The following is a 25538-nucleotide window of genomic DNA, read 5'->3' on the forward strand; positions in this document are numbered from 1 at the left end:
ACACCGCCCATCCGCGTCCGCAAGCGCGGCAAGCACCACCGCCCCTCCACCCCGGTCGCGCTGCCCGCCGACGTCACCCCCGCCGACCTGGAGTCCGCGGACGCCGGCACCGCCGTCATGCCCGCCCTCTCCCTCGCAGCCGCCCACCAGGCCGAGGACCGCGAGTTCTGGGGCCGCATCGCCCACCTCGAGGAGGACAGCGAGCTCGCCTTCTGGAACTCCCTGCACGACGAAGTCAGCGACGACGAAGTCGACCACGGGGAATTCAGCGGGGCCGCACCCGCCTCGTACGCAAGCACGCCAGGATTCCGCTAGAGTTGTCGGTGCAAGCCCGGAGGCCGACACCTCCGGTCCGCACGCGGACGTGGCTCAGTTGGTAGAGCATCACCTTGCCAAGGTGAGGGTCGCGGGTTCGAATCCCGTCGTCCGCTCTGAGGCCCCCGAACAGGCCTCGCTCTGGTGGAGTGGCCGAGAGGCGAGGCAACGGCCTGCAAAGCCGTGTACACGGGTTCAAATCCCGTCTCCACCTCGCAAGGGCGATTAGCTCAGTGGGAGAGCGCTACCTTGACACGGTAGAGGCCACTGGTTCAATCCCAGTATCGCCCACCATCGAATCCCCAGGTCAGGCACCATACCCGGCCTGGGGATCTTGCGTTCCGGGGGCCGTTGGACGCGGAATCGGGAGCACATCGGGAGCAGACCGCTCCCCCGGCACGGGGAGGCCTGATACGCCGCCGGGGGCCCCGCCTGTGCCGGGCCGTTTCGCCATCACCCATCGGATCGGGCAACGAGCCCCTCGAGCCGCTCAAGAGACCTGCGTGACTCGCGCCTGACCCCGACCGGCACGACGGCGGCCATCGTCGGTACCCGTACACCTCCGGTGAGGGCTACGCGTGTGCGCCCGTCGGGCTGGGCGGCCGCCGCCATGCCGATGATCAGGAACCGGCTCTGCAGCCAGCACCATCCGGGGCGGACGATCCCGCGCAGATGGGCGCGCTGACCGAGCCTGCCACGGGCGTGGAGCTCGACCCGGTCGCCGGCTCGGGTGAGCACGCGAACGCGGTGCATGTCCGGCTGCACCGTGGTGAACCCGTTCTCGAAGTCGGTGAGGATCTCCCAGACCTGGTCCAGTGGGGCATTGACGACGCGTTCGCTCACCGCGGCGCCGGGCACGCCGGCGGCCATGGCACGGAGTCGGCGCACGGGGTCGACCGCGGCAGAAGGCCAAGTCGGGGTCATGCGATCCACGCCTTCCTGAAGGACTCTCGGGCTCGGTGAAGTTGGGATTTCACGGTCCCGACCGGCACGTCGAGCAGGGCAGCCGCATCGTCCTCGGTGAAGCCGTGCAGGTCACGCAGGACGAGCACGGCGCGATGCCGGGGACTCAGGCGCAAGAGCACATCCCGTATGTCGGCGGCGAGCTGCGGGTCGCCGCGTGCCGGTACCCGGTTCAGCGTCTCGTCGCCGGTGGGACGAGTCCGGGCATCTCGTTCGGCGTGGCGGACCGCTTCGCGGACCGCGATGGTGCGCACCCAGCCGAACAGCGCAGCGGGCTCACGCAACGACCGCAACGACCTCATCACCACGATCAGGGTGTCCTGAGCGGCGTCGGAGCCACTGTGGAGGGCGATCGACCCGCACACTCGTGCGACGTAGGGCGTGAGCATGTCGAGCAGGTCGCCCATCGCCAGGGTGTCACCCCTCTGCGCCGTCCGGACCAGGGTGACCGTGTCGATCGGGTCCTGTGCGGGATGGGGCCGATCAGTACCCACGCAGGAACTCTCTCATGTGCGCGTTCACCTGGGACGGGCAATCGAGCGGCAGCCCGTGGCCGCAGCCGTCGAGGACGTGGAGCCGCACCGCCGGGAGCCGCTGTTCGAACGTCGCCGCGTACTCGACCGGGAGGATCGAGTCCTGGCTGCCCCACAGCACCAGCGTCGGTGTCGTCGTCCGCGGCATGGCGCGCTGGGTTTCGCTCCAGTCCAGCCGGGCTTCGAGCTCGTGGGTGGCTCGCACGTTGTCGGGGAACGTGCTCGGGACGGCGAGAGCGTTGATCAACGCTTGGCTGACCTTATCGGGGTTCACGAGGAGGCCGCGGACGGCGCTTTCCAGCGAGGGGAGGCTTGATGACCCGAGCTGCGCCATGGCGAGGCCGACGACCGGGAGCTTGAGGATCTCCCATTCGACGGGGTCGGGGCGGTCCGCTCCCGACGGGGCGAGCAGCATCAGGCGGTCGACCCGGTCTGGGTGGGACTGGGCGTAGGCCAGCGCCCATCCGCCGCTCCAGGAGTTGCCGGCCAGGACGGTACGGGGGAGGCCGACCGCGTCGAGGTAGGTGTCGATCGCCCGGGTCATGCCGTTCAGGTCGAAGGTGAACTCCCGGTCGTGGAGCTCTGTGTAGCCCTGTCCGGGCAGGTCCACGACGTAGACGGTGTGCTCCGCCGAGAGTTCCGTGAGCTGCGGCGTCCATGCCGCGGCCCACGACGAGCCCGGCGACAGGAACACCACCGGCGACCCGGAGCCCTGTTTGACATGGTGGAACCGGGCCAACGGGGTGTCGACGAACGCCGATGCGGCCTGGCCGAGAATCGCTGTCGGGACGTCCCGGCTCCGGGCCGTCGGCGAGAACGCGAAGGCCCCGAGCAGTGCCAGGGTCACCACGGCCACGGGCGCCCCGGCGGCTGCCGTCCGCGACCAGCGGGCCCCAGGACGGCAAGCCGCGGAGCGACCGGCCCCGGCGCCGAGGAGCCGGAGGCCGCAGCCGGCGAGGCCCAGACACATCGGCGTGTAGACGAGAAGGTTCATCCAGTAGAAGACACCTGGCGTATGGCCGAGGGCAGGCACGCACCACAGCAACCCGAGCAGGCCGCGGGTGAGCAGCCCGGCGGTGATGGCGAGCGTGCCCAGTTGCCAGAGCCACCCCAGCCGGTGTGCCCGTCCCAGACGCCCACGAGCCAGAACCAGCCCCGCCGCGACGATGAGCAGCCCGGCGAGCGGCAAGACGAGTCCGGGCCTGAAGTCGGAACCGAAGCCGAGGACGGCGCGGGAAAGGTCGTAGGAGTCGTCCGCAGGCCACACCGCTCCGGTGGCCCAGTACACGTGGACTGCGGCGTCGCAGAGAAGAACCGATGCCATGATCGTCGCCCAGAACGCGGCCCGGGCTCGCCACGGTGGCGAGCCCGGCGATCGACGGACCGCGGTGAACTGATCATCAGTGGTGAGCGCCATACCCGACAGAGGACGTGGACGCCGCAAACGTTCCACTCGGTTCTAAGAACGCGACAGCCGCGTATCGGGTCAGGGGGCCGGTGCCCATGACAAGGGCCTCATCCAGCCCAACAGCTGAACCGAGGAACCGGGAGTCCTGATCGAGGTGCTCATCGGCTCGATCGGTGCCCTGCTGGTGCGGGCGTTCTGGTCGCTGCCGCTGCCCATGAGGAGGCGACGGGACTGGGTTTCGGAATCCTGCTGGACGCCACGATTCAGCCGGTACCAGGACGGCCCCAGTTTCATCCCGTACGCGAGCGGCGCCCCCGCGATGCTTGAGCCGGACTCACCGTCCTTCACATAAGCGGATGCCGACGCACTCGTGCTCGGCGCTGACATCGTTAGGCGCCCGCCGACGCCCAGGTGAGTTCGGCGTTCTGTTCAGCGAACCCGGCACCGGCCGCAACCGGTCATTACCTGAGGTGCGAGGGAGCCGGCGTGACGCCCGGCCGCCTTCGCGTTGTGTTGGCATCGCTGACCTGTGCGTCCCGGTGGGCGAACCGCGTCGATTTGCGCGGCACCGTAGCCGTTCGACGATGAGGCCCAACGTCTACTACGAGACCGTCGCGGACGGGGACACGCAGTTCATCCCTGCCTGCACTCCCGGCCCGGACAACCCGACCTGCGACCCGCGCGGGGCAGGGAGCAAGCTCATCTCGACCGGTTCCCTCTCCTACACCCAGGGCGGTGCCACCATCGGCTCCGTGCACACCGAGTGCACCACGACCAGGAAGGTGGGAGCCGACTGCTGCCTCGTAGCAACCCGGCGGCTCACCCGTCCCACTTTCGCTGTTCAGGCAGGTTGATCATCCCGCGACCGGTGGGCCCGAGGTGCGTGTGCGGACTGGTTTCGGTGACGACGCCTGCGGGAATGGCGTCATCCGTCGCTTTCCTCGAATGCCCCTGGGAGGGGGTTGGTGATGGGCATTGTGTCACCGGGTTTCCATGGCCGACGGCCCGGGACGGGTGTCAAGCTCCCTCCCGGCCAATACCTGACTGAGGACTTCCCGGTCCTGTCGGCCGGTCCAACGCCGCGCGTCGGCAAGGAAGACTGGAAGTTCACCGTCACGACCGAGACCGGGCGGGAGTACAGCTGGGACTGGCAGCAGTTCATGGAGCTGCCCAGCGAGACACCGACCGTCGATATCCACTGCGTCACCAAGTGGTCCAAGCTCGGCACCCAGTGGGAAGGCGTGTCGCTGGACACCCTGCTGGCCGATGTGGACACCGCCGCCGACTACGCGCTCGCCCACTCCTATGGCGGCTACACCACCAACCTTCCGCTGGAGGACGTCCTGGACGGGCAGGCGTGGGTCGCCTACCGCTTCGACGGAGAAGATCTCCCCGCTGAGCATGGGGGCCCGGCCCGGCTGCTGGTACCGCACCTGTACTTCTGGAAGTCGGCCAAGTGGGTGCGCGGCATCCGCCTGCTCGATCAGGACGAGCCGGGCTTTTGGGAGACGGCCGGTTACCACGACTACGGGGACCCATGGCGCGAACAGCGGTACCAAGGCGACTGACCTGGCGCGTCGCCCGGCTCGCCGGGACGCGGATCGAGACGCCCACCGCCGAGACGCTGGTCTTCGACGTGCCGGGCTGGCCGGGCCACACGGCGGGCCAGCATGTCGACGTGCGGCTCACCGCCGAGGACGGCTACAGCACCCAGCGCAGCTACTCGATCGCCGCGCCGGCCGACGGCGACCGGGTCGAGCTGACCGTGCAACGCGTGCCGGACGGCGAGGTTTCCTCCTACCTGGTCGGGGGCCTTTCGCACGGCGACCCGGTGGAGATCCGCGGGCCGGTGGGCGGCTGGTTCGTCTGGCGTCCCGCCGCCACGGCGCCGGTGTTGCTGGTCGCCGGCGGATCGGGGATCGTGCCGCTGATGGCGATGATCCGCGCCCGCGGGCAGGCCGGCAGCCGCACGCCGTTTCGGCTCGTCTACTCGGTGCGGACGCCCGCCGACCGGTACTACGCCGCCGAACTGCGCCGTGGAGCCCCCGGACTGGACGTCACCCACCTCTATACCCGCGAGGCGCCCGAAGGCCGGCGGCCACCCGGGCGGCTCATGGCCGCCGACCTGAACGCCCACGGCTGGCCCGCCGACTTCGAGCCGGACTGCTACGTCTGCGGCCCGACCGGTTTCGTGGAAACGGCCGCCGACGTGCTGCTGGCCCTCGGCCACGCCGCCCGCAAGATCAAGACCGAGCGATTCGGCCCGACAGGAGGCTGACGATGATCGACGACTACGAGGACGGGAACGCGCTGGCCGGCCCGCTGAGCGAGATCCTCGCCTTCGACGTCACCACCGCCGACGCCCGCTGCGCGTGCTGCGCCCGCACCGGCCCGGTCGCGACCCTGCGTCTCTACACCCGCGCCCCGGGACTCGTCGCCCGCTGCCCCGCCTGCGAAGAGGTCGTCCTACGCATGGTCCGGACACCGGAGGCCGCCTGGCTCGACATGCGCGGCATCACCGCACTGCGCATTCCCCTTCCCTGATCTTGGGAACGCGGAAGCGAACAAGGCCATACCGCTGCGCTGAAAGGCCGGGAGCCGGAAGTCGGGCGGCGGCATGCCCCGCCGATCGTCTGCCTGACTTCTGCACACGCCGACACCGGCCGGATCAGGACATCGACGGCGGTCATGACGCGTCGGGGGTTCAGGAAATGAGTACCCTCTCTGCAAGGATCCAGGCATCGCTCCCCGCCTGGGCTGAAAGACCGAGCCACGCACCGCCGCCCCCTGCGTGCTCCCGTTGCTCCCGCCCGGAGCGGGGGGTGGCGGGAGCACGCAGGGTTCCCGGACCGTCCTGAACGGGACCCTTCGGCAACCAAGTCTCCAGCACGTACCGCGCGAATGACTGCCTGCCGCGACGCAGGTCCACGCCACGCCCGCAGGATGTCAGTGCCCGCGCATAGCGTCGGCTCACCCCTGAAAGCCAACGACGACCCAGTTTCGGGCGGATCGACACCACGCTCACCGACCTGGGTCAGGGGTTGGAGTGGGAGAGTGTCTACCGGACACGACCCCGGATCAGGCTCACCTGCCCCGAGTGTGGCCACGGGCGTGCACGCCAAGCTGTCCCGGCGGCGGACACGGTACTTCACGCACAACCCGGCCGCTCGCCGCACTGCCACCTGTCGGCCGAATCAGCCGATCACCACCTGCTCAAGCACGTGCTGGCCGAGGCGATCCGCCGCGCGGGCTGGTCGGCCGAATTAGAACTGCCGGCATCCGACGGATCCTGGCGGGCCGACGTGATGGCCACCTCCGCAGACGGCGACCGGATGGCATGGCGTGGGAGGCGCAGCTCTCACCGATCACCGACGCCGATATCCAGATGCGCACCGACCACTACTACGACGACGACATCGACGTCTGCTGGGTCAGCCCCCGTGACCGCGTGCCGTGGATGTGCACGGTTCCCACGATCGCCGTGACCCGGCCGACCCGCCAACGGACGCCGAGCGGTGGATGGTGCACGACGGACCGACAAGGTTCGACTACACCCGCGGCAGTTGGGTCCAGGTCGACGACGTCACCCTGCCCACCTTCGTGCGGTGGGTACTGGACCGCAACCTAGCCTTCCACCCCATCGGCCGCCGTTACCGCGAATCCTGTGTGGCCGGTGATGGACGCCGACTATTGGTCGCGGGGTGCGGGCCGGTTTTGGGAGTCCTTGACGCGCAGGGCGATGACGGCGATGTCGTCGGTGCCGTTCGGTGGGGGGTGCTCCAGGAGGCCGTCGCAGAAGTGTTCCAGGGGTCGGGTTGCGAGGGCTGCTGCTCGGCGGCGGAGCCGGTCCAGGCTCGTGTCGGGGTCCTCGTCGGGGCGTTCGATGAGGCCGTCGGTGTAGAGCAGCAGGGTGGAGCCGGGTGGCAGTGGTTCTGTCGCGGTGCGGTAGGGCTGGTTGATCGAGACGCCCAGCAGGGGGTTGGCGGCGTCGTTCAGGAAGCGGCAGTGGCCGCCGGGGGTGATCAGGAGTGGTGGGGGGTGTCCGGCGGTGGCGTGGTTGCACTGCCATCGGCCGGGTTCGGGTTGTTCGATGCTGGACAGGATGCAGGTCGCGGTGGTGTCGGGGGCGACCGTTTCCATGGCGGTGTTGAGGCGGCGCAGGATCTCGCCGGGCGGGGCGGCGCGGTCGGCGGTCAGGGCCCGCAGCATGTTGCGCAGCCGGCTCATCTCGACGGCGGCGGCCAGGTCGTGGCCGGCCACGTCGCCGATGACCAGCACCATCGCGCCGCCGGGCAGGACGAACGAGTCGTACCAGTCGCCGCCCACCTCGCCCGCCGCGGGGCTGGCCCGGTACCGGGCGACGATATCCAGGCCGGCGAGTTCGGGCGGGTCGGCGAGCTGGCCGTACTGCATGGCCAGGGCTACCTGCTGGGCGCGTTGGAACCGGACGGCGCCGCTCAGCGAGTCGTGGGTGTACTCGAAGACCTGCCCCATGAGGGCGATGTCGTCCGGCCCGAGGGGCGCGCGGTCCTCGCGCCGGGACGCGGTGACCGCCGCCGCCACGGTGCCGTCCACGATGACCGGTATCAGCACGACGCTGGTGGCCTTGTTCTCGGCCAGCCAGGTGGCGGTGCGCTCGGGCAGCAGATCGGCCGGTGGCTGGCCCGGCGGGAACGTGCGGTACAGCGGACGGCGCTGCCGCAGCGCGCGGGCGAACCCGCTGTCGGGGGCGAACCGCTCCTCACCGGACGGGGGTTGGCGGCCCAGGCCGTCCCGTGCGGCGGTGGCGATGCGCCGGACGGTGATCGGGGCGCCCCGGGGACGGTCGACCAGATCGGGGAGCAGGTGCACGGCGCAGCCGTCGGCCAGCGCGGGGACGAGTACGCCGGCGAGCGCGGCGAACATCTGGTCCAGTCCGGCCTGCTCCATGGCCACCGCGGCGGCGCGGTCGAGCAGCCGCTGGCGCTGCCGCTGCCGCCACTGCTGCTCGACATCGCTGCAGGTGCCGATCCATTCCACCACGGCGCCGTCCTCGAACACAGGCGCGGAACGGATCTCGAAGTGCCGGTACTCGCCGTCCCACGTCCGCACCCGGTAGGTGTAATGCCAGGGGAGGGCCTGCCGGCACGTCTCCTTCCACGACCGGAGCGCCGGCCGGCGGTCGTCCGGATGCAGCGCCTGCGACCAGCCGTCGCCGCTGAAGTCCTCCCGGCTCTGCCCGGTCAACCGCTCCCAGCTCGCGCTCGCCTCGAACACCCCACCCGCCGGATCCGCCACCCACACGATCTGCGCGCTCATCCACACCAGGCTCTCGAACCGGCGGCGCCAGCGCCGCTGCTCCTCGGCCGCCCGCTTCGCCCGCAGCGACGCCGCGGCCTGTTCGGTGACGTCCGCCGCGATCACCAGCACCCCCGGCCTTTCGTGGGTGAACCGGGACAGGCTGAAGGAGAAGGACCGCTCCTCGACGCCCCCGCCCGCGGGGGCCAGCTTCACCGGCGCCTCGACCAGGTTGACCGGCTCCCCGGTGGCCAGCACATGGTCGAACAGGGCGCCGTAGTCCCGCTGCGATCGATTGTCGAACGCGTCTGCGATCGGCCTGCCGAGCGGACGGCCTCCGACGTAGGCCTGGTAGGCGAGGTTGGTGTACACCAGCCGGTGCTCGGGCCCGATGGTCAGCGCGACCGCGACCGGCGCCGGATCGAACGCCTCCAGCGCAAGCCATCCCATCGCATACTCGCTAGCGTCGTGCACCAGACATCCCCCCGTTGGCCCGCCGCACCCGTAATGCCTAGGCCTACCCCGCAACGCTGGGGCATAGCTTGGTCACCGACCCGAATTCAGTGACCGTGTGTTTCGTGTGCGCACTACAAGTGAAGGCGTGGAACCCTCAAGCCGCGCAACCGCCGGATCAGGGAGAACAGGTCGGGGTCCACGCTGCAGAACTGCGCTTCGATGTTGATCCACCGCAGCCCCGGTCGCTGAAACACAGGGTGCCGTCGGCGTTTCTGCCTCGATGTCCTCGCCCTCGGCGATCTCCGGGGAGAACCCGATGCCCACGAACCCGTCGGTCACCACGGTGGCGCAGTCACCGGCGACGTGAGACCACAGGCGTTCAGGCGAGTCGCCGCTATCACCAGCAACGACTCTGAGACCTTCGCTCCTTAGAGTGGCCGGTCACCTACGCTACGTCTGAGGCGTGGAACGGTTCGAAGACGGCGCCGCTCGATACCCCAGCATCGGAGGCTGGCCATCAGCCTCGAACCGACGACCACGGTTTCAGCAAAGTGCCAACAAAGTTTCGACATCGACTGGCGGAGAGATTTCGGTGACGCATTGCTGGCCTCGGCGCGCACGGCCCCATCGGCGGGCCGACTGGCAATGGTAAAGCCGCTGTGACCGGACCTCGCCGACCTCTTTGCGTCACTGCTCGGGCCAGATTAGGGACATGAGGTGGCGGGCACAGGAGGAGGACATTCCACGGACTCGACCGGCATCGCGTCGGCGCCTGCGGTCGGCCGTGTGAGCACATCGTCCGCAAAGAGGAGACGCCATGAGCACCATAACGGCCAAGGACGGCACCGAGATCTACTACAAGGACTGGGGTGAGGGTCCCGTCGTGACGTTCTCTCACGGCTGGCCGCTGAATTCCGACGCGTGGGACGGGCAGATGCTGTTTCTCCTGCAGCACGGTTTCCGCGTGGTCGCGCACGACCGGCGCGGTCATGGCCGGTCCAGCCAGGCAACCTCGGGCAACGACATGGACGGCTATGCCGACGACCTCGCAGCCTTGATCGAGTCGCTCGATCTTGATGATGTCAGCCTGATCGGCCACTCCACGGGCGGCGGCGAGGTCGCGCGCTACATCGGGCGTTACGGAACGGGACGAGTCGCCAAGGCAGTCCTGATAGCCGCAGTGCCTCCGATCATGTTGAAGACCGAGGCCAATCCCGAAGGCCTGCCGATCGAAGTCTTCGATGGCCTGCGCGAATCCCTTGTCAAAGACCGCTCGCAGTTCTATCAGGATCTAGCCCTCCAATTCTACGGCGCCAACAGGCCCGGCGCCGATGTCTCACGAGGAATCCTCGACCAGTTCTGGCTCTGGAGCATGCAGTCCGGCCTCCTCAATGCCTACTACAGCATCAAGGCATTCTCAGAGACCGATTTCACCGAAGACCTCGCCAAGTTCGACGTTCCGACCCTGGTGCTGCACGGCGAGGACGACCAAATCGTCCCCGTCAAGGATTCGGCGAGGAAGTCCGCCCAGCTCATCAAGGGCGCGAAAGATATCTACTACCCGGGCGCTCCGCATGGCATCACCGCCACGCATCAGGACCAGGTCAACACCGAACTGCTGAACTTCCTGAAAGGCTAGCCTCGATCTTTCGTGTGCTGGTTGGGGGGCGTAGCGGCCCCAACCAGTTCGTGTTTTCTGTGGGTAGTCAGGCCGATGGCCCGGATGTCGCTTCGGGTGGGCGGGGCTCCACGGGCCCTGGTGGTTTCCTTTCGGCCCTGGCGGTGGCCTCCTTGCAGATGGCGGCCACCACCAAAGACGGGAATGTGGACGGGGTGATCTTTATACCGACCGCGGGTCGGAGTACACCGCGGCGGCCTGGACAACGCCGCCGCCGAGGCGTTCAACAGCACCCTGAAGGTCAAGTTCGTCCGCGGGCAGCGCTTCGCTTCGAGTCACACGTGACTCACCCGTCTTGAAAAGGGCAAACACAGAAGTCCCGGTTCACCCCTCGCCGGAAACGCCCCGGTTCGTCCCCCTGGCTGCCCGATGGCTGCTCGACGGCCCGAGCCGCGCCACCGGTGGACGCTCGCTGAGCGGCCCGTGTCACCAGCCGCGGCGGAGCAGATCTTGCCGATCGGTTTGGGCTGGCTTTGTGAACTTCGCCCATGGGCGATGCGAACGTGAAGTTGCTGATCAGAGCCCGGTCTCCCGGCTGCGATGGATGCCTGACCGGCCACCGGCGCCGCACTGGAAGGGAACGACATCGTGGACATGAAGCTGGAGGTCGTCGTGCTCCCCGTCGCCGACGCCGACCGGGCCAAGGACTTCTACACCGCGCTGGGCTGGCGCAAGGACGCTGACGTCGGCACCAACGAGGACTTCCGAGTGGTGCAGCTGACGCCGCCCGGTTCGGCGTGCTCGGTGATCTTCGGCACCGGGCTCACCGACGCCGCGCCAGGTTCGGCACAGGGCCTGCACCTGGTCGTGAGCGACATCGACGCGGCGCGGGCCGACCTCGCAGAGCGCGGCGTCGAGGTCGGCGAGGTGTTCCACGACTCGGGCGGCGTCTTCCACCACGCCGGCGCCCGGGAAAGGGTTGCCGGCCCGGCCCCCGACCGCGCGAGCTACGGCTCGTTCGCCTCCTTCCGCGACCCCGACGGCAATGCCTGGTTCCTACAGGAGATCACCACCCGGCTGCCGGGACGGGACTGAACGACCCGACTCACGGCCATCCGGCGAGGACTGAAAGACCACGCCACGCACCGCCGCCCCTGGGTGCTGAACGGGCGTCAACAAGCGCCAACGACCTCCCCTGACCTGCGGCATTTCGATAATGCGCAGGTCGGGGGGTGGTCGGGACGACCTTGACACCGCGGTCATGGCCGGTTGCTCGTCAGGGCGGTCCATCGCTGCTGGAGCCGCTCTCGCAGACCCTGCCGCATCGGTTCGGTGGCGTGGCTGTAGACGCCGGCGATGCCGGGCATCCGGTGTCCCATCCGCTCGGACTTCAGTGCTGTGCCTGCCGAAAAATTACGTCCGTGCAGGTGGGAGGTGCGGAGGGTGACGGGCTCCGACGCAGGCTTGATCAGTCGCAGAGCAGACAACGGCAACGGCGTTCGCCACGGAATGATGAACGGTTGTGCTCGCGCGACTGGCTTACTCGACCGCGGTGCAGGGACGGCTACCGCCGGACGTATCGACCGCCCGCCAACGGGACGCCCCGCTCTGTCCCGGGGGGCGATGGAACACCAGAGGCCTGCGTCTGCCGCCCGGTGGCCGGTTGGCTCTTGGTGGCGGGTCCGCCGCGTGAGCCCTCCCAGCCGCGTGGGCCTGGCGGGACGCGATGTTTGCCCCGAGGATCCGGGGTGATTAATGGAGACAGCGTCGGGTCTGGGGGAGCGCGGACAGGGCCGCGTCGGCCCGGAACGCGTGGGGGCAACTGCGATGAGAGTCATGCTGAGAGCGCGACTGGACACCGAGGTCTCGAACGAAGCGCTCAAGAACGGCAAACTGCCGGAGGTCATGGAGTCGATGCTGGAACGCCTCCAGCCCGAGGCGGCCTACTTCGGCCCCAGCGAGGGCGGACGATCCTGCACCTTCGTCTTCGACATGCAGGACAGTTCAACCCTTCCGGCGATCGCGGAGCCTCTTTTCCAAGAACTCGGCGCGAAGATCGACATTGAGCCCGTGATGAACCCAGAAGACATGCGGAAGGGCCTCGCCGCCTTGCGGCAAAGCTGAGAACAAGCACCGGGCCAGGCACGGGTGTGCCGCTGCCCTGCAACCTCGGCGCACGCCTCAAAGGCTGTTCCCGTAGCGTGGATTGAGCGAGATCCTTGATCTTGTTCTATCCGCCATGCCCGACCCGGACCGAACGCCTTGTTCTGGCCGCCGCCGGCCTGCGCGGCGCCGCTGCCGGCGCCCGGCACCGGCCGGAGGTGGAGCCTGCCGCTGGTCGGCCGGGTGCTGCTGATCGCGGTGTACTAGCGCACCAACCTCACGCTGCGGCAGGTCGCACTGCTGTTAGGGGTGCCCGAATCTGCCGCGCACCGGGTGGTCGACCACCTGGCGCCACTGCTCGCGCTCGCCCCGGTCACCCGCCGGCACGGCCCCGACACGGTCCTGATCGTGGACGGCCGCTCGTCCCCGTCCACACCGGACGGTCACCGCCTCGTCCAGGTAGCCGAACTTCGAACTCGACGTGCCCGAGCGGCTGTTCGCCCGCAGTTACCAGGACCGCGCCGGCATGCTCCACGACGGGCGGCACGGCTGGCTCCGCCTCACGTCGGCAGCCCGCCCTTCAGCGGCCGAGCGCAGCGAATCCCCAGGTCAGGCACCATGCCCGGCCTGGGGATCTTGCGTTTCGGGGGCCGTTGGACGCGGAATCGGGAGCCACCGGCGCTCAAGTTCTCGCACCGCCCGGCCGGCGCACGGTACGGCTACGGGCGACGGCTTGCGAGCGGGGAGGGTCTGAAGGAGATCGGCTCAGCGCGTCCCGTAGGCGGTCCCCGGACGACGGCGGCAGGCATGGATCGGCGGCGGTCCGGCAATCGGTGCACGCAATCGCCGCTCGACTGTAGACGCTGCCGCCGTCGGCCGGGATTGTGGGGTCATCGCCTTCGCAATTCCATTTGTTAAAGGTAGGGATAGTATGGTCGCACGCGAGGTGCCCCGTCGACGGATGCTGGCCGCGGGAGCGGGCGGAGTGCTCGCGGCGGCCCTGCCCGCCCGGCCGGCCGCCGCACAGCAGGCCGGACCGAACATCCTGTGGCTGGTAAGCGAGGACAACAACCCCTTCATCGGCGCCTACGGGGACCCGCTGGCACGCACCCCCGCCCTCGATCGCCTCGCCCGCGAGGGAGTGCGGTACGACAACTCCTTCTCCAGCGCGCCGGTCTGCGCCCCGTCCCGGTTCGCGATCCTCACCGGCGTCCCACCGGAGAGCTGCGGTCCCGCCGAGCACATGCGGGCCGAGGGCAAGATCCCCTCGTTCCTGCGGGGGTTCCCCGAGTACCTGCGCGAGGCGGGCTACTTCTGCACCAACAACAGCAAGACCGACTACAACGCACCGTTCGATCCGGCGCAGGTGTGGGACCAGTCCGGCATCTTCGCGCACTGGCGGTGGCGGCCGAAGGGCAGGCCCTTCTTCTCGGTGTTCAACTACATGACCACGCACGAGAACGCACTGTTCTACGCGGGCCCGGGTAAGACCCGCCCCGAGGACGTCCGGGTACCGGCCTACCTGCCGGACACTCCGCACATCCGCACCGACAGAGCCCGTTACTACGACCTCATGGCGAGGATGGACACCGAAGTCGCCGCGCGCCTGGCGGAACTGGAACGGGACGGGCTCGCCGAGGACACGATCGTCTTCTACTACTCCGACAACGGCGGCGTGCTGCCGCGCAGCAAGCGCTACTGCTACGACAGCGGCCTGCGCACCGCCCTGATCGTCCGCTTCCCCCGAAGATGGGCACACCTGGCGCCCGCGGCGCCCGGGTCGGTCATCGATTCGCCCGTGACCTCTCTGGACCTGGCACCGACAGTGCTATCGCTGGCCGGCCTGAAAGTACCGGACCACATGTCCGGCGCCCCTTTGACCGGGCGGCGCCGGCCGGCACCGGCGTTCGGCGTCCGCAACCGCATGGACGAGCGGTACGACATGGTGCGCACCGTCCGGGACGAGCGCTACCGCTACATCCGCAACTACAGCCCGCACCGCCCGTACGGTCAGCACCTGGCGTACGCCTGGCAGCAGAAGGGCTACCAGGACTGGGAGAAGGCGCACGTCGACGGCACTCTGACCGAGATCCAGGACCGGTTCTGGCGGACCAAGCCCGCAGAAGAGCTCTATGACCTGCGCTCCGATCCCGATGAGGTGCACGACCTGACGGGCGACCCCGGCCACCGCGCCGTCCTGGAGCGCTTGCGGACGGCCCTGGACGACCACATCCTCCAGGTCAACGACAACGGCTTCATCCCGGAGGGCTCGCCGCTGGAAGGCTACGACCAGAGCCGCGCACCAGGCGCCTATCCCCTGCGCCGTGTTCTTCGCCTGGCCGCCGTCGCCATCCAGCGCGATCCCGCCCGGATCGCCCTGCTCACCCGCGACCTGGACGACGGCAACGAGGTGATCCGCTACTGGGCCGCCTCCGGCCTGCTCATGCTCGAGAGCGGCGCGGGCCCGGCCGTGGGAAGGCTGGCCGACCGGCTGGAGGCCGAACCGTCCGTGCGGGTGCGCATCGTGCTGGCGGAGGCACTGGCCCGCTTGGGGCGCACCGACCCCGCAGTGCCCTTCCTGGCCGACACCTTGCGCGACCACCGCGACCCGAGAGTGCGGCTGCAGGCCGTCAACGCTCTGACCTACATCGGCAAGGCCGCCGCGCCCGCCCTGCCCGCGATCTCCCGCTCGACGCTGTCGAGCGATGAGTACGTGCGCAACGCCGCGCGCTATCTGTGGCTCGTACTGACAGGCATCTATCGTCCCGGTACACCGGTCTATCTGCCCTTCTAGGCCTTCCCGGCCAGAACAGAGGCAGCCGCGGAGGCACTTCTCGCGGCCATTCGGCCTCGTCCCCGTCCGATCGAGATGTAGGGGTGGAGCATGAGTCATTCCAGCGGCCGGGCTTGCTGTGCCGCGGCACGGGACGCGAACGGGACGCCGCCGGTGGCGCCCTCGCCGGTCCCTCCGTCCAGGCGCGACCGCGGCCCGGGACCCCGGCCGCCCGGCACCAAAGGCATGATCCGCCTGCCCGGCGGCACGTTCCGGATGGGCAACGAGGACGAGACGGCCAACCCCGGGGACGGTGAGGGCCCGGTCCGCGAGGTCGCCGTCGGCCCTTTCCTGATCGACGCGCACGCGGTGACCACCGCGCGGTTCGCCGCGTTCGTCAAGGCCACCGGGTACGTCACCGAGGCCGAACGGTTCGGCTGGTCCTACGTCTTCGCCGGTGCCCTGCCGCCGCAGATCGCGCGAGCCAGCCCTGCCCCCGCCGGGACTCCATGGTGGAGGGCCGTCGAAGGCGCCTGCTGGCGTGCACCCGAAGGTCCCGGCAGCACGGTCGACGGCAGGCGGCGGCACCCGGTGGTCCACGTCTCGTGGAACGACGCCGCCGCCTACGCCGGCTGGGCGGGGCGCAGGCTCCCCACCGAAGCGGAATGGGAGTACGCGGCACGCGGAGGCCTGGATCAGGCCCGCTACCCGTGGGGCGATGACCTGACACCACGTGGCCACTGGCGGTGCAACATCTGGCAGGGCGAGTTCCCCCGATACGACACCGCCGAGGACGGGCACGCCGGAACGGCTCCCGTCGACGCCTACCGGCCCAACGCCTTCGGCCTCTACAACACCGTCGGCAACGTCTGGGAATGGGCACAGGACCGGTGGTCCGAAGGACAGTCCCGAGTGATGCGCGGCGGCTCGTACCTCTGCCACGACTCGTACTGCAACCGCTACCGCGTCGCGGCCCGCACCTCCAACACCCCCGACTCCTCCACCGGCAACATCGGTTTCCGCTGCGCCGCCGGCTGAAGGCACCATGGCGCCTGAGCAAGCATGGACCTGGACGGCCCGCACCGGCGGCGGACGCGGAACCCCGCACGCGGTTGCCGCGTGCGGGGCGGGGCGAACGGTGTCAGGTCACCAGGTCGGCCATCGCTTCGGCGTTCCTGTTGCGCCGCAGCGCGCCTACCACGGCCCCGGCGGCGAGGACGATGAACGGCAGCGCCACCAGGAGCCAGCCGAGCATGGACAGGCCCCACGACTGGGTCGCGGGGTCGACGCCCTCGGCCGCGGTCCCGGCCAGCAGGCCGAAGCGGGACACGAGGAGGTACATCCCGAGCACGAGGCCGACGATGGCGACGATGGGCGCGACCAGGGTGCTCCACACGCGGCGGGCGCCGGCGTCGGGCTGCCGGCGGAAGTATGCGATCACGGCGACGGACACGAGGACCTCCACCAGCACGATCGCCAGTACCGCCAGGGCGCTGAACCAGGAGAACATGTGCAGCACCGGGTCACGGTCGGTGAGCCGGAACGCCACAATGACGATCAGCGAGGTCGCCGCGACGGCGGCGGTGCCGAACACCGGTGCGCCGCGCCGGTTGACGCGGCCGAGTACGGCGGGCAGCACGCCGCCGCGCGCCATCGAGAAGAAGTAGCGCGCCGCGCTGTTCTGGAAGGCGAGCAGTCCGGCGAAGAGGCTGGACAGGACGAGCCAGCTCATCACCGTCGCCAGCCAGCCGCCGACGTACTCGGTGGCGACGCCGAAGATGACCGCGGCGGGGTCGGCGAGCGGGGTTCCGTCCACGGCCGAGATCTCGGCGACGCGGTCGCGGACCGCGCCGCTGCCGAGGCCGCTGACCACCGCCCACGAGGTAAACGCGAACAGGACCGCGATCAGGGAGACGGCGATGTAGGTCGCGATGGGGACGTTGCGCTTGGGGTCCTTGGTCTCCTCGCCGTAGATGGCGGTCGCCTCGAAGCCGATGTAGGAGGCGAAGGCGAAGGTGAGCGCGATGCCCGCCGAGCCGGCGAAGCCGCCCTCGAAGACGCTGCCGGGTGAGAACGAGGCGCCGAGCGACATGCCGTCCGGGCCGCCGCCGTGGAGCAGGACCGCCACGGCCACGATCGCGAGCGACAGCACTTCGAGCAGCATGAGCAGGCCCAGCACCTTGGCTCCGACGTCCACGCTGAGCGCGGACATGGCCAGCACCAGGGCCCAGGCGATCAGGGCCCACACCCACCACGCCAGGTCGATGCCCAGTTCGGCGTTCATCTGGCCCGCCATGACGGCGCCGAAGAACCCGTAGACCGCGAGCTGGATCGTCAGGTAGGCGAGCAGGGAGACGAAGGAGGAGGCCACGCCCGGGACGATGCCGAGCCCTCGTCCGACGTAGGCGAAGAACGCCCCGGTGTTGGTCACCTGTTGGCTCATCGCGGAGTACCCGACGCTGAAGACGAGCAGGATGAGGCCCACGACGAGGTAGGCGCCGGGCACCCCGGCGCCGTTGCCGAGGACGATGGCGATGGGAACCGCCCCGGTCATGCCTACGAGGGGGGCGGCCGCGGCGACGACGAAGAAGACGATGCCCGCGATTCCGAGCTTGTTCCTTGCGAGGCGGCTTCCGTCTCCGTCGATCGGGCCGGCGTCCCGCAGGCCCGTTCCGCTCTGCTCGCTCATACCCCTCACAGTCCTTTCGATCGGCCGCGCACGGCGTATGCGTGACGGGGATCATACGGGGCCAAACGACTTTTGGAAATACCTCGCCCGCTCGCGATCGGATATTGTTTGGGAGCAAATGAACGACGGCGGTGGATGGAGGGTCGCATGCGTGCGCTGGTGATCGAGCACGACGCGTTCTCCCCGATCGGGCCGGTCGGGGAGAGCCTGCTCCAGCATGGGTTCGACGTCACCGAGATGGTCGTCGTGCCGCCCGAGCGTCATCAGGACCCCGGCGTGCAGATCACCTTCCCCGAGCCGTCCGAGTGGGACCTCGTCGTGACGATGGGCGCGCCGTGGTCGGTGGACGACGAGGCGGCGATCGGCAGCTGGATCTCCGGGGAGCTGGCCATGCTGCGCAAGGCGCAGGCTATCGGCGTGCCCGTTCTCGGGATCTGTTTCGGAGGCCAGGCCCTGGCGACGGCACTCGGCGGCAGGGTCGAGCGCGCACCGCGTCCCGAGATCGGATGGGTCGGCATCGAGACGGAGGAGCCCTCGCTGGTCGGGCCGGGACCGTGGTTCCAGTACCACTTCGACCGCTGGATCACGCCGCCCGGCGGCGTCGAGATCGCCCGGAACGATGTGGCCCCGCAGGCGTTCCGGATCGGGCGGAGCCTGGGCGTCCAGTTCCATCCCGAGCTCACCGTGCGCGAACTGGAGTCGTGGCTCGCGAACGGCGGCGAGAAGGACATGCGGCGGCTGGGGCTCGACCCCGAATCGGTGCTCGGCCAGACCCGGGCGCTGGCCCCCGCCGCCGAGCGCCGCGCCCATCGCCTCATGGACGCCTTCCTACGCCACGCCCGCCTCCAGTGAGCGGGACTCCGCACCGCCGGACGCCCGCACGAGGGCGCCGAAGAGGCCCTGCTGGGCCGGGTCACGGGCCGCCGTGTCCTCCGGATGCCATTGGACGCCGAGGAACCATCCCGCCGCGCCCGGCAGTTCCATCGCCTCGATGGTGCCGTCGGCCGCCCGCGCGGTGACGACCAGCCCGGCACCGGAAGCTTCGATTCCTTGGTGGTGGTAGCAGGAGACGGCCGGCTCCCGGTCGTCGATCGTATTGTGCAGCAGCGAACCGTCCTCGACGGTGACCCGGTGCACGACGTGGCGGTGGTCGGGCTCCACGTGCTGGTGCAGCGTCCCGCCCGCCACGACGTTGACGACCTGGAGGCCCCGGCAGATCGCCAGCATCGGCAGCCCGGCGGCGAGGGCGTGCCGCGCGACGGCCAGATCGAAGGCGTCCTGCTCCTCGTCCACGTCGTACAGGGTCTCGTGCTCGCCTGCCGCGCCGTAGTGGCGCGGGTGCAGGTCGCCGCCGCCCGGCAGCAGGACGCCGTCGCAGCGGGCCAGGCGTCCGGCGACGTGCCTCGGATCGGCCGGGTGCATGACGAACGGCTCGCCGCCGCCGCGCCAGACCGCCTCGACCAGCGCACGCGCGGCGACCTCGGCGGCGTGGCGCAGCGCCGAAGCACTCGCGGAGAAACGCGCCGGGACGGCGATCAGCGGGCGTGCCGTCACAGCGCGATCCAGGTGGTCTTGAGGTCGAGGTACTTGTCCAAAGCGTGCAGGGACTTGTCACGGCCGTTGCCGGACTGCCCGACGCCCCCGAACGGGACGCTCATATCGCCTTCCTCGTAGCAGTTGACCCAGACGGTGCCCGCCCGGAGCGCACGGGAGACGCGGTGCGCGGTCGTCAGGTCGGAGGTCCAGAGCGCGGCGGCCAGGCCGTAGTCGGTGTCGTTGGCCAGGCGCACGGCCTCGTCGGTGTCGTCGAACTCCAGCACGGCCAGCACCGGGCCGAAGATCTCCTCCCGGGCGATTCTCATGCCGGGTTTCACCCGGTCGAAGACGGACGGGCGCAGGTAGTACCCGTTCCGGTCGACCGGTGTGCCCCCTGCGCGCAGGCGGGCGCCCTCGGCGCCGCCGACCTCGAGATACGACAGGACGCGGTCGCGCTGGCGGGCCGAGACCAGGGGGCCCATCTCGGTCGCGGGGTCCAGCGGGTCTCCGACCGTGAGGGACCGCGCGCGGGCGACGATCCGGTCGAGGACCCGGTCGGCGACGGAGCGGTGGACGAGCAGGCGGGACGGGGCCGTGCACATCTCGCCGGCGTTGAAGAAGATCCCCCAGGCGGCGGTGTCGGCGGCGGCGTCCAGGTCGGGGGCGTCCGGCAGGATGATGTTGGGCGACTTGCCGCCCAGCTCCAGCCAGACCCGCTTGAGGTTGGAGTCCGCCGCGTACCGAAGGAAGCGGCGGCCGACCCCGGTGGAGCCGGTGAAGGCGATGACGTCGACGCCGGGGTGCTCGCCCAGCGCCCGCCCGGCGATCTCACCGCGTCCGTTGACGACGTTGAGGACCCCGTCCGGCAGGCCCGCCTCGGTGGCCAGCGCCGCCAGGTGCAGGGCCGACAGCGGCGATTCCTCGGCCGGCTTGAGCACCACGGCGCAGCCCGCCGCGAGCGCGGGCGCGAGCTTCCAGGCGGCCATGGTGAGCGGGAAGTTCCACGGGACGACGGCGCCGACCACGCCCACCGGCTCGCGGGTGACCAGGGCGAGGGAGCCCGCGCCGGTGCGGGGCGACTCGTCGATGAGCTTGTCGGCGGTCTCGGCGTACCAGCGCAGGCAGCCGAGCAGGGCGCGCAGTTCGATGCCGTCCGCCTCGCTGACCGGTTTGCCCATCTCCAGGGAGATCAGCAGGGCCAAGGTCAGGCGGTCACGCTCGACGAGGTCGGCCAGCCGCAGGAGAGCGGCCTTGCGGTCGGCGGGGGCGAGCCTTGGCCAGGGCCCGTCGTCGAACGCGTGCCGCGCCGCGGCCACCGCCCGGTCCACGTCCGCGGCTCCGGCCGCGGCCGCGTCGGCGATCGTGCGGCCGTCCCGTGGGGAGACGACCGGGAACGTCGCACCGTCGCGGCTCGGCACGAAGGCACCGCCGATGTGGTGCAGGGTTTGCGGTGCGAGCCGGGCCGCCCGCGCCCGCCACTCGTCGTACGAGACGTCGGTCATGGGCTCTCCCTCCGGGAATCGAGCAGGGTCATGGGAATCGAGCTGGGTCGTGGGAATCGAGCAGGGTCATGAACTGAGAAGGGCGTCGGTGCGCTTGATGACGTCGCGGCAGAAGGCGCCGACGCCGTCCGGGTCGTCGATGAACTGCGAAGGCTTGATGCAGAAGGTGGTGAATCCTTGGGCGCGCTGTTCCGGGATGCTCTCCAGCGCGGGCGCGAGCGGGGCGCAGGAGTGGTCGTCGGGGAAGGTGGGACGGGTTCCGCCGATCATCTCCAGGCCGGCCGCGTCCCGGTCCGCGGCGGCCATCGCCGTCCGCAGGCGGGCGAGCTCCCCGGGGGACGGCCTGCCGAGGGGGTGGAAGCCGTGCCCGTACCGCACCAGGCGATCGAGGAGCCTGTCGTGCAGGCGCTGCCCTCCGAACCACATGCGCGGGCCGTCGGGCCGGTGGGCGCGCGGCTCGAAGTAGACGTCCTCGAAGCCGAAGTGGCGCCCCCGGTAGGAGACCGGGGACCCCCGCCACAGCAGGTTCCAGATTTCGAGTTGCTCGTCCAGGAGGGCGCCCCGCTTTTCGAACGGCACGCCTAGGGCGGCGTACTCGTCGCGGCTCCAGCTCACCGTCGGCTGCACGACCAGGCGTCCTTCGGAGATCAGGTCGAGCGTTCCGAGGTCGCGTGCGAGCGCGAGCGGATGCCGGAGCGGGGCCAGGACCGCCGCGGCGGCGAGCCGCAGCCGGGAGGTGACCGAGGCGATCGCCGAGAGGAGCACCAGCGAGGACGGCCACGGCATGCGGGGATCCTGGTTGCCCGGCAGCGCGTACTCGCGCGGGTTCCCCATGATGCCGCCGGCGACGGCGTCCGGGCCGAGCACGACGTGCTCGCTGATCATGACCGCGTCGAAGCCCGCGTCCTCGGCCTCACGGGCCCAGCGGACCAGGACGGGCAGGTCCCGCCCGGCGGTCATCGTCCAGTTCTCGCTCAACACGAGCACGAAGCGCGGAGGCTGCACTCCCCGTTCCCCTCTCACAGCCGGACTCTGGATGACACCCAAGAATGTTCGGGCTCAAACGAACTGTCAAGGAGACCTCCGCCGAGTTGACCCCGCGGGCCGCGCTCTTCTATTTTATTTGGGACCAAACGAACTGGAGGTGCCGCTATGGCAGAGGTCGCGGGCGTCACCGTCGACACCGGCCACTGGATCGGCGGCGAACGGGTCGCCTCGGCCGCCGCGTTCACCGACGTCTCCCCCATCGACGAGCAGCCGCTCGCCGAGGTCGCGCGGGGCGGGGCCGCCGAGGCGGAGGCCGCCGTGACCGCCGCCGCCCGGGCGTTCCCGGGCTGGGCCCGCACCGACAGGGAGGAGCGGGCACGGCTCCTGCACGCGATAGCCGACGGCGTCGACGAACGCGTCGAAGAGCTCGCACAGGTCGAGACGGCCGACAACGGCGCGCTCATCCGCTCCCACCGGCGCGGCGTGATGCCGCGCGTGGCGCACAACTTCCGGTTCTTCGCCGACCGGCTGCTGCGGCTCGGCCACGACGACTTCGAGACCAGGGGCCACCGCAACCACGTCGACTGGGACCCGGCCGGGGTCTGCGCGCTGATCACCCCGTGGAACGCGCCGCTCATGCTGGCCACCTGGAAGGTCGCCCCCGCACTGGCCGCCGGGAACACCGTCGTGCTCAAACCGGCCGAGTGGACCCCGCTCACCGCGTCCCTGCTGGCCGGCATCGCCGCCGAGGCCGGATTGCCCGACGGCGTCCTCAACGTCGTGCAGGGATTCGGCGCGGAAGCGGGCGCGGCGCTCGTCGCGCACCCCGGCGTGCGAAGGATCAGCTTCACCGGGTCGGTGGCCACCGCGCGGAGCATCGCCGCCGCCGCGGCGCCCAACCTCACCCCGCTGTCGCTGGAACTCGGCGGCAAGTCCCCGCTGCTGGTGTTCGCCGACGCGGACCTCGACCTCGCCGCCGACCTGGCCGTGGAGCAGTACGACAACGCCGGGCAGGTCTGCCTGGCCGCGACGCGGCTGCTGGTGGACGCGAGCGTGGCCGACGAGTTCACCGAGCGCTTCCTCGCCCGCGCTGGGCGGCTCGTCCAGGGCGACCCCCGGAAGGAGAGCACCGACATCGGGCCGCAGATCCACCGCCGGCACTTCGAACGCGTGGACGGATTCGTGCGCCGCGCGGCCGGCGACGGCGCGCGGGCCCTGGCCGGCGGCGGCCCCAACACCGGCCTCGGCGGCCTGTACTACCGGCCGACGCTGTTCGCCGGGGCCCCCGAGGGCAGCGAGATCCTGACCGAGGAGGTCTTCGGGCCCGTCCTGACCCTCCAGACGTTCGAGACCGAGGACCAGGCCGTCGCCATGGCCAACGGCACCCGGTTCGGCCTCGCCGCGACCGTCGTCACCGGCGACCCCGACCGCGCGGCCCGCGTCTCCGAGCGCCTGGTCGCCGGGACGGTGTGGGTCAACTGCTTCTTCGTCCGCGACCTGCGGGCGCCCTTCGGCGGTTCCCGCGAGTCCGGCATCGGGCGCGAGGGCGGCGACTGGAGCTTCGATTTCTACTGCGACCTGAAGAATACGGTGATGGCCCCATGGGCGAAGTAGTCGGCGCGGGACTGCTGGCGCACGTCCCCACGATCGTGCTGCCCGAGGTCACTCGGCGGGAACTCAACGACGGCGACGACTTCACCCTCGTCGACGGCCTGAAGCGGCTGCGGACCGAGGTGTTCGACCGGGAGGACGACTACGACACCGTCGTCGTCCTCGACTCCCACTGGGCCACCACGGTCGAGTTCGTGACCACGGCCCACGACCGGAGAGCGGGGCTGTTCACCTCCGAGGAACTGCCGCGCGGCATGTGCCGCATCCCCTACGACTTCCCCGGAGACCCCGAACTGGCCCGGGCCGTCGCGCGCTACGCCGACGAGCACGGCACCTGGATCACGCCCATCGACGACCCGTACCTGCCGATCCACTACGCCACCGTCAACCTCTGGACCTACCTGGGCGTGCGCGACGACCCGTACCTGGAGAAGCCGGGGAAGCGGTGGATATCGATCGGCGTGTGCCAGACCGCCGGCACCGAGGATTTCCTGCGGCTCGGCGGGGCCCTGCGCGCCGCGATCGCCGCCACCGACCGCCGGGTCCTGCTCATCGCCTCGGGCGCGATGTCGCACACGTTCTGGCCGCTGCGGCAGATCCGCGACCACGAGGGCGCCGACCCGTCGCACATCTTCACCCCCGAGGCCCGCGCCGCCGACGAGGAGCGGATCGGGTGGCTGGCGCGCGGGGACCACGCCCGCGTCCTCGACACGATGCCGGAATTCCTGCGCTTCAAGCCGGAGGCGCAGTTCGGCCACTACCTGATGATGGCCGGCGCCCTGGGCGGGCGGGCCTGCACCGCACCGGGCCGCCTGTACAGCGACTACGAGAACTCCGTCGGAACCGGCCAGGTGCACATCTGGTTCGACCGGCCCGAGAACGGATGGACCGCCTGATGACCGACCATCGGGCCGAGCGGCCCACCGAGTACCGCAGGATCCTGCTGGACGGCGCCGACGTCCAGACCGTCCGGGACGGCGACGACCTGGTCGCCGCCGACGGGCGCCGGGTGCGCGCCGAGGACGCCGTGCACCTGCCGCCGTGCAGGCCGACCAAGGTCGTCGCGGTGCACCTCAACCACCGCAGCCGCGTGACGGAGTTCCAGGCCAGGCTGCCCGCCGCGCCCACCTTCTTCCACAAGCCGATCTCGGCGCTGAACGCCCACGGCGGCGCGGTCGTCCGCCCGCAGCGGTGCAAGTACCTCAACTACGAGGGCGAGATCGCCATCGTCATCGGCCGGACCTGCCGCAACATCGCGCCCGCGGACGCGGGCGCCCACATCGCCGGCTACACGGTCGCCAACGACTACGGCCTGCACGACTTCCGCGACACCGACGCCGGCTCGATGCTGCGGGTCAAGGGTTCCGACACGCTGTGCCCGCTCGGCCCCGGTCTCGTCACCGGCTGGGACTTCCGCGGCAAGTACCTGCGGACCTACGTCAACGGGGAGCTGGTCCAGGACGGCGACACCGACGAGATGGAGTGGGACATGCACTACCTCGTCGCCGACATCGCCCGCACCATCACCCTCTACCCCGGGGACGTGCTGCTGTCGGGCACACCCGCCGGCTCGCGGCCCGTGCAGCCGGGAGACGTGGTCGAGGTCGAGGCCGAAGGCCTGGGGCGGCTGCGCAACCACATCGTCGAAGGCCCGGTCCCCGTCCGGGACGACGTCGGCGCGCAGCCCACGGAGTCCGAAGAGGTCATCTCCACCGCGTTCGGCGGTGACTGGGAACTGCGCGGCGTCCGCGCCCCGAGGAGGTAGTG

21 protein-coding genes, 3 tRNA genes and 2 pseudogenes are annotated in these 25538 nt (G+C 70.3%); 18 read left to right on the forward strand and 8 right to left on the reverse strand.

What is annotated here, in order from left to right; all coding sequences use genetic code 11:
- The 4 genes and pseudogenes from E1285_RS11370 to E1285_RS11385 form a co-directional block, all read left to right on the forward strand.
- Window positions 1-315, forward strand: a pseudogene (locus E1285_RS11370) (CHAP domain-containing protein); the annotation flags it as partial.
- Window positions 316-358: 43 nt separating this feature from the next.
- Window positions 359-431: transfer RNA gene (locus tag E1285_RS11375), tRNA-Gly, on the forward strand.
- Between the two features lie 27 nt (window positions 432-458).
- Window positions 459-529 (forward strand) — tRNA-Cys (locus E1285_RS11380).
- A gap of 5 nt (window positions 530-534) precedes the next feature.
- Window positions 535-609: transfer RNA gene (locus E1285_RS11385), tRNA-Val, on the forward strand.
- Window positions 610-768: 159 nt separating this feature from the next.
- Here E1285_RS11385 and E1285_RS11390 read toward each other — a convergent pair.
- From E1285_RS11390 to E1285_RS11400, 3 genes are read right to left on the reverse strand one after another with little or no spacing between them, the layout of a single operon-like run.
- Window positions 769-1185 carry a hypothetical protein gene (locus E1285_RS11390; RefSeq protein WP_207946533.1) on the reverse strand — a complete coding sequence of 139 codons (417 nt, stop codon included), beginning with the start codon at window positions 1183-1185 and terminating at the stop codon, window positions 769-771.
- 50 nt (window positions 1186-1235) lie between these two features.
- Window positions 1236-1772, reverse strand: coding sequence for an RNA polymerase sigma factor (locus tag E1285_RS11395; RefSeq protein ID WP_207946534.1), 537 nt, complete (start codon window positions 1770-1772; stop codon window positions 1236-1238).
- Window positions 1762-3135 (reverse strand): alpha/beta fold hydrolase, encoded by a 1374-nt coding sequence (locus E1285_RS11400; RefSeq protein WP_132150954.1) that lies wholly within the window; start codon window positions 3133-3135, stop codon window positions 1762-1764. Before E1285_RS11400 ends, E1285_RS11395 begins: the two co-directional genes overlap by 11 nt.
- A gap of 668 nt (window positions 3136-3803) precedes the next feature.
- Here E1285_RS11400 and E1285_RS11405 point away from each other — a divergent pair.
- The 4 genes from E1285_RS11405 (at window position 3804) to E1285_RS11420 (ending at window position 5763) form a co-directional block, all read left to right on the forward strand.
- Window positions 3804-4073: a hypothetical protein gene (locus E1285_RS11405; RefSeq protein ID WP_132150956.1), complete on the forward strand. Its 270-nt coding sequence runs from the start codon at window positions 3804-3806 to the stop codon at window positions 4071-4073.
- A 114-nt stretch (window positions 4074-4187) separates the two neighbouring features.
- Window positions 4188-4787, forward strand: a complete 600-nt coding sequence (locus E1285_RS11410) for a sulfite oxidase-like oxidoreductase (protein WP_132150958.1) — start codon at window positions 4188-4190, stop codon at window positions 4785-4787.
- Window positions 4757-5497: a ferredoxin reductase gene (locus E1285_RS11415; protein ID WP_132150960.1), complete on the forward strand. Its 741-nt coding sequence runs from the start codon at window positions 4757-4759 to the stop codon at window positions 5495-5497. The genes E1285_RS11410 and E1285_RS11415 overlap by 31 nt, the downstream gene beginning before the upstream one ends.
- A 2-nt stretch (window positions 5498-5499) precedes the next feature.
- A complete protein-coding gene (locus E1285_RS11420; protein ID WP_132150962.1) occupies window positions 5500-5763 on the forward strand; it encodes a DUF6510 family protein in 264 nt (87 codons plus the stop codon).
- 1143 nt (window positions 5764-6906) lie between these two features.
- On the opposite strand, the gene E1285_RS11425 is transcribed toward E1285_RS11420, so the two are convergent.
- Window positions 6907-8946 carry a SpoIIE family protein phosphatase gene (locus E1285_RS11425; protein WP_132150964.1) on the reverse strand — a complete coding sequence of 680 codons (2040 nt, stop codon included), beginning with the start codon at window positions 8944-8946 and terminating at the stop codon, window positions 6907-6909.
- Window positions 8947-9769: 823 nt separating this feature from the next.
- Between E1285_RS11425 and E1285_RS11430 the strand changes: the two genes are divergently transcribed.
- The 6 genes and pseudogenes from E1285_RS11430 to E1285_RS11455 all read left to right on the forward strand — a co-directional run bounded on the left by E1285_RS11430 (window position 9770) and on the right by E1285_RS11455 (window position 16484).
- Window positions 9770-10591 carry an alpha/beta hydrolase gene (locus tag E1285_RS11430; RefSeq protein WP_132150966.1) on the forward strand — a complete coding sequence of 274 codons (822 nt, stop codon included), beginning with the start codon at window positions 9770-9772 and terminating at the stop codon, window positions 10589-10591.
- 633 nt (window positions 10592-11224) lie between these two features.
- Window positions 11225-11665 (forward strand): VOC family protein, encoded by a 441-nt coding sequence (locus E1285_RS11435; RefSeq protein WP_132151026.1) that lies wholly within the window; start codon window positions 11225-11227, stop codon window positions 11663-11665.
- A gap of 741 nt (window positions 11666-12406) precedes the next feature.
- Window positions 12407-12694, forward strand: a complete 288-nt coding sequence (locus tag E1285_RS11440) for a DUF3303 family protein (protein ID WP_132150968.1) — start codon at window positions 12407-12409, stop codon at window positions 12692-12694.
- Window positions 12695-12883: 189 nt separating this feature from the next.
- A pseudogene (locus E1285_RS47250) lies at window positions 12884-13090 on the forward strand (transposase family protein); the annotation flags it as partial.
- Window positions 13091-13604: 514 nt separating this feature from the next.
- Window positions 13605-15467 carry a sulfatase-like hydrolase/transferase gene (locus E1285_RS11450; RefSeq protein ID WP_132150970.1) on the forward strand — a complete coding sequence of 621 codons (1863 nt, stop codon included), beginning with the start codon at window positions 13605-13607 and terminating at the stop codon, window positions 15465-15467.
- A 90-nt stretch (window positions 15468-15557) separates the two neighbouring features.
- Entirely contained in the window at window positions 15558-16484 is a 927-nt protein-coding gene (locus E1285_RS11455; protein ID WP_132150972.1) for a formylglycine-generating enzyme family protein, read from the forward strand.
- A 103-nt stretch (window positions 16485-16587) separates the two neighbouring features.
- On the opposite strand, the gene E1285_RS11460 is transcribed toward E1285_RS11455, so the two are convergent.
- The gene (locus E1285_RS11460; protein ID WP_132150974.1) at window positions 16588-18135 is read right to left on the reverse strand and encodes an APC family permease; all 1548 of its coding nucleotides are present in this window, start codon (window positions 18133-18135) and stop codon (window positions 16588-16590) included.
- Between the two features lie 147 nt (window positions 18136-18282).
- Between E1285_RS11460 and E1285_RS11465 the strand changes: the two genes are divergently transcribed.
- The gene (locus E1285_RS11465) at window positions 18283-18987 is read left to right on the forward strand and encodes a type 1 glutamine amidotransferase (RefSeq protein WP_132150982.1); all 705 of its coding nucleotides are present in this window, start codon (window positions 18283-18285) and stop codon (window positions 18985-18987) included.
- Here the strand turns inward: E1285_RS11465 and E1285_RS11470 are convergent.
- The 3 genes from E1285_RS11470 to E1285_RS11480 all read right to left on the reverse strand — a co-directional run bounded on the left by E1285_RS11470 (window position 18964) and on the right by E1285_RS11480 (window position 22196).
- Window positions 18964-19689, reverse strand: a complete 726-nt coding sequence (locus E1285_RS11470) for a gamma-glutamyl-gamma-aminobutyrate hydrolase family protein (RefSeq protein ID WP_207946536.1) — start codon at window positions 19687-19689, stop codon at window positions 18964-18966. The genes E1285_RS11465 and E1285_RS11470 overlap by 24 nt on opposite strands.
- Entirely contained in the window at window positions 19686-21173 is a 1488-nt protein-coding gene (locus E1285_RS11475; protein ID WP_132150986.1) for an aldehyde dehydrogenase family protein, read from the reverse strand. Before E1285_RS11475 ends, E1285_RS11470 begins: the two co-directional genes overlap by 4 nt.
- A gap of 66 nt (window positions 21174-21239) precedes the next feature.
- Complete coding sequence (locus E1285_RS11480; RefSeq protein WP_207946537.1) at window positions 21240-22196, reverse strand: TIGR03619 family F420-dependent LLM class oxidoreductase; 957 nt, start codon at window positions 22194-22196, stop codon at window positions 21240-21242.
- 129 nt (window positions 22197-22325) lie between these two features.
- Here E1285_RS11480 and E1285_RS11485 point away from each other — a divergent pair, with 129 nt between their 5' ends.
- Genes E1285_RS11485 through E1285_RS11495 form a run of 3 tightly spaced genes read left to right on the forward strand, consistent with a single transcriptional unit; the run spans window position 22326 to window position 25536 of the window.
- A complete protein-coding gene (locus E1285_RS11485) occupies window positions 22326-23774 on the forward strand; it encodes an aldehyde dehydrogenase family protein (protein WP_132150988.1) in 1449 nt (482 codons plus the stop codon).
- The gene (locus E1285_RS11490) at window positions 23762-24667 is read left to right on the forward strand and encodes a 3,4-dihydroxyphenylacetate 2,3-dioxygenase (protein ID WP_132150990.1); all 906 of its coding nucleotides are present in this window, start codon (window positions 23762-23764) and stop codon (window positions 24665-24667) included. The genes E1285_RS11485 and E1285_RS11490 overlap by 13 nt, the downstream gene beginning before the upstream one ends.
- Window positions 24667-25536 carry a fumarylacetoacetate hydrolase family protein gene (locus E1285_RS11495; RefSeq protein WP_132150992.1) on the forward strand — a complete coding sequence of 290 codons (870 nt, stop codon included), beginning with the start codon at window positions 24667-24669 and terminating at the stop codon, window positions 25534-25536. The genes E1285_RS11490 and E1285_RS11495 overlap by 1 nt, the downstream gene beginning before the upstream one ends.
- Window positions 25537-25538 lie beyond the last annotated feature (2 nt).

It is taken from the genome of Actinomadura sp. 7K507 (assembly GCF_004348425.1).
Classification (GTDB): domain Bacteria; phylum Actinomycetota; class Actinomycetes; order Streptosporangiales; family Streptosporangiaceae; genus Spirillospora.

Excerpts from the sequence above, each read along its gene's own strand:
- E1285_RS11390 (WP_207946533.1), bottom strand. The coding sequence starts at position 1,185 with ATGGCCGCCGGCGTGCCCGGCGCCGCGGTGAGCGAACGCGTCGTCAAT.
- E1285_RS11400 (WP_132150954.1), bottom strand. The coding sequence starts at position 3,135 with ATGGCATCGGTTCTTCTCTGCGACGCCGCAGTCCACGTGTACTGGGCC.
- E1285_RS11405 (WP_132150956.1), top strand. The coding sequence starts at position 3,804 with ATGAGGCCCAACGTCTACTACGAGACCGTCGCGGACGGGGACACGCAG.
- E1285_RS11410 (WP_132150958.1), top strand. The coding sequence starts at position 4,188 with ATGGGCATTGTGTCACCGGGTTTCCATGGCCGACGGCCCGGGACGGGT.
- E1285_RS11415 (WP_132150960.1), top strand. The coding sequence starts at position 4,757 with ATGGCGCGAACAGCGGTACCAAGGCGACTGACCTGGCGCGTCGCCCGG.
- E1285_RS11420 (WP_132150962.1), top strand. The coding sequence starts at position 5,500 with ATGATCGACGACTACGAGGACGGGAACGCGCTGGCCGGCCCGCTGAGC.
- E1285_RS11425 (WP_132150964.1), bottom strand. The coding sequence starts at position 8,946 with ATGGGATGGCTTGCGCTGGAGGCGTTCGATCCGGCGCCGGTCGCGGTC.
- E1285_RS11430 (WP_132150966.1), top strand. The coding sequence starts at position 9,770 with ATGAGCACCATAACGGCCAAGGACGGCACCGAGATCTACTACAAGGAC.
- E1285_RS11435 (WP_132151026.1), top strand. The coding sequence starts at position 11,225 with ATGAAGCTGGAGGTCGTCGTGCTCCCCGTCGCCGACGCCGACCGGGCC.
- E1285_RS11440 (WP_132150968.1), top strand. The coding sequence starts at position 12,407 with ATGCTGAGAGCGCGACTGGACACCGAGGTCTCGAACGAAGCGCTCAAG.
- E1285_RS11450 (WP_132150970.1), top strand. The coding sequence starts at position 13,605 with ATGGTCGCACGCGAGGTGCCCCGTCGACGGATGCTGGCCGCGGGAGCG.
- E1285_RS11455 (WP_132150972.1), top strand. The coding sequence starts at position 15,558 with ATGAGTCATTCCAGCGGCCGGGCTTGCTGTGCCGCGGCACGGGACGCG.
- E1285_RS11460 (WP_132150974.1), bottom strand. The coding sequence starts at position 18,135 with ATGAGCGAGCAGAGCGGAACGGGCCTGCGGGACGCCGGCCCGATCGAC.
- E1285_RS11465 (WP_132150982.1), top strand. The coding sequence starts at position 18,283 with ATGCGTGCGCTGGTGATCGAGCACGACGCGTTCTCCCCGATCGGGCCG.
- E1285_RS11475 (WP_132150986.1), bottom strand. The coding sequence starts at position 21,173 with ATGACCGACGTCTCGTACGACGAGTGGCGGGCGCGGGCGGCCCGGCTC.
- E1285_RS11485 (WP_132150988.1), top strand. The coding sequence starts at position 22,326 with ATGGCAGAGGTCGCGGGCGTCACCGTCGACACCGGCCACTGGATCGGC.
- E1285_RS11490 (WP_132150990.1), top strand. The coding sequence starts at position 23,762 with ATGGGCGAAGTAGTCGGCGCGGGACTGCTGGCGCACGTCCCCACGATC.
- E1285_RS11495 (WP_132150992.1), top strand. The coding sequence starts at position 24,667 with ATGACCGACCATCGGGCCGAGCGGCCCACCGAGTACCGCAGGATCCTG.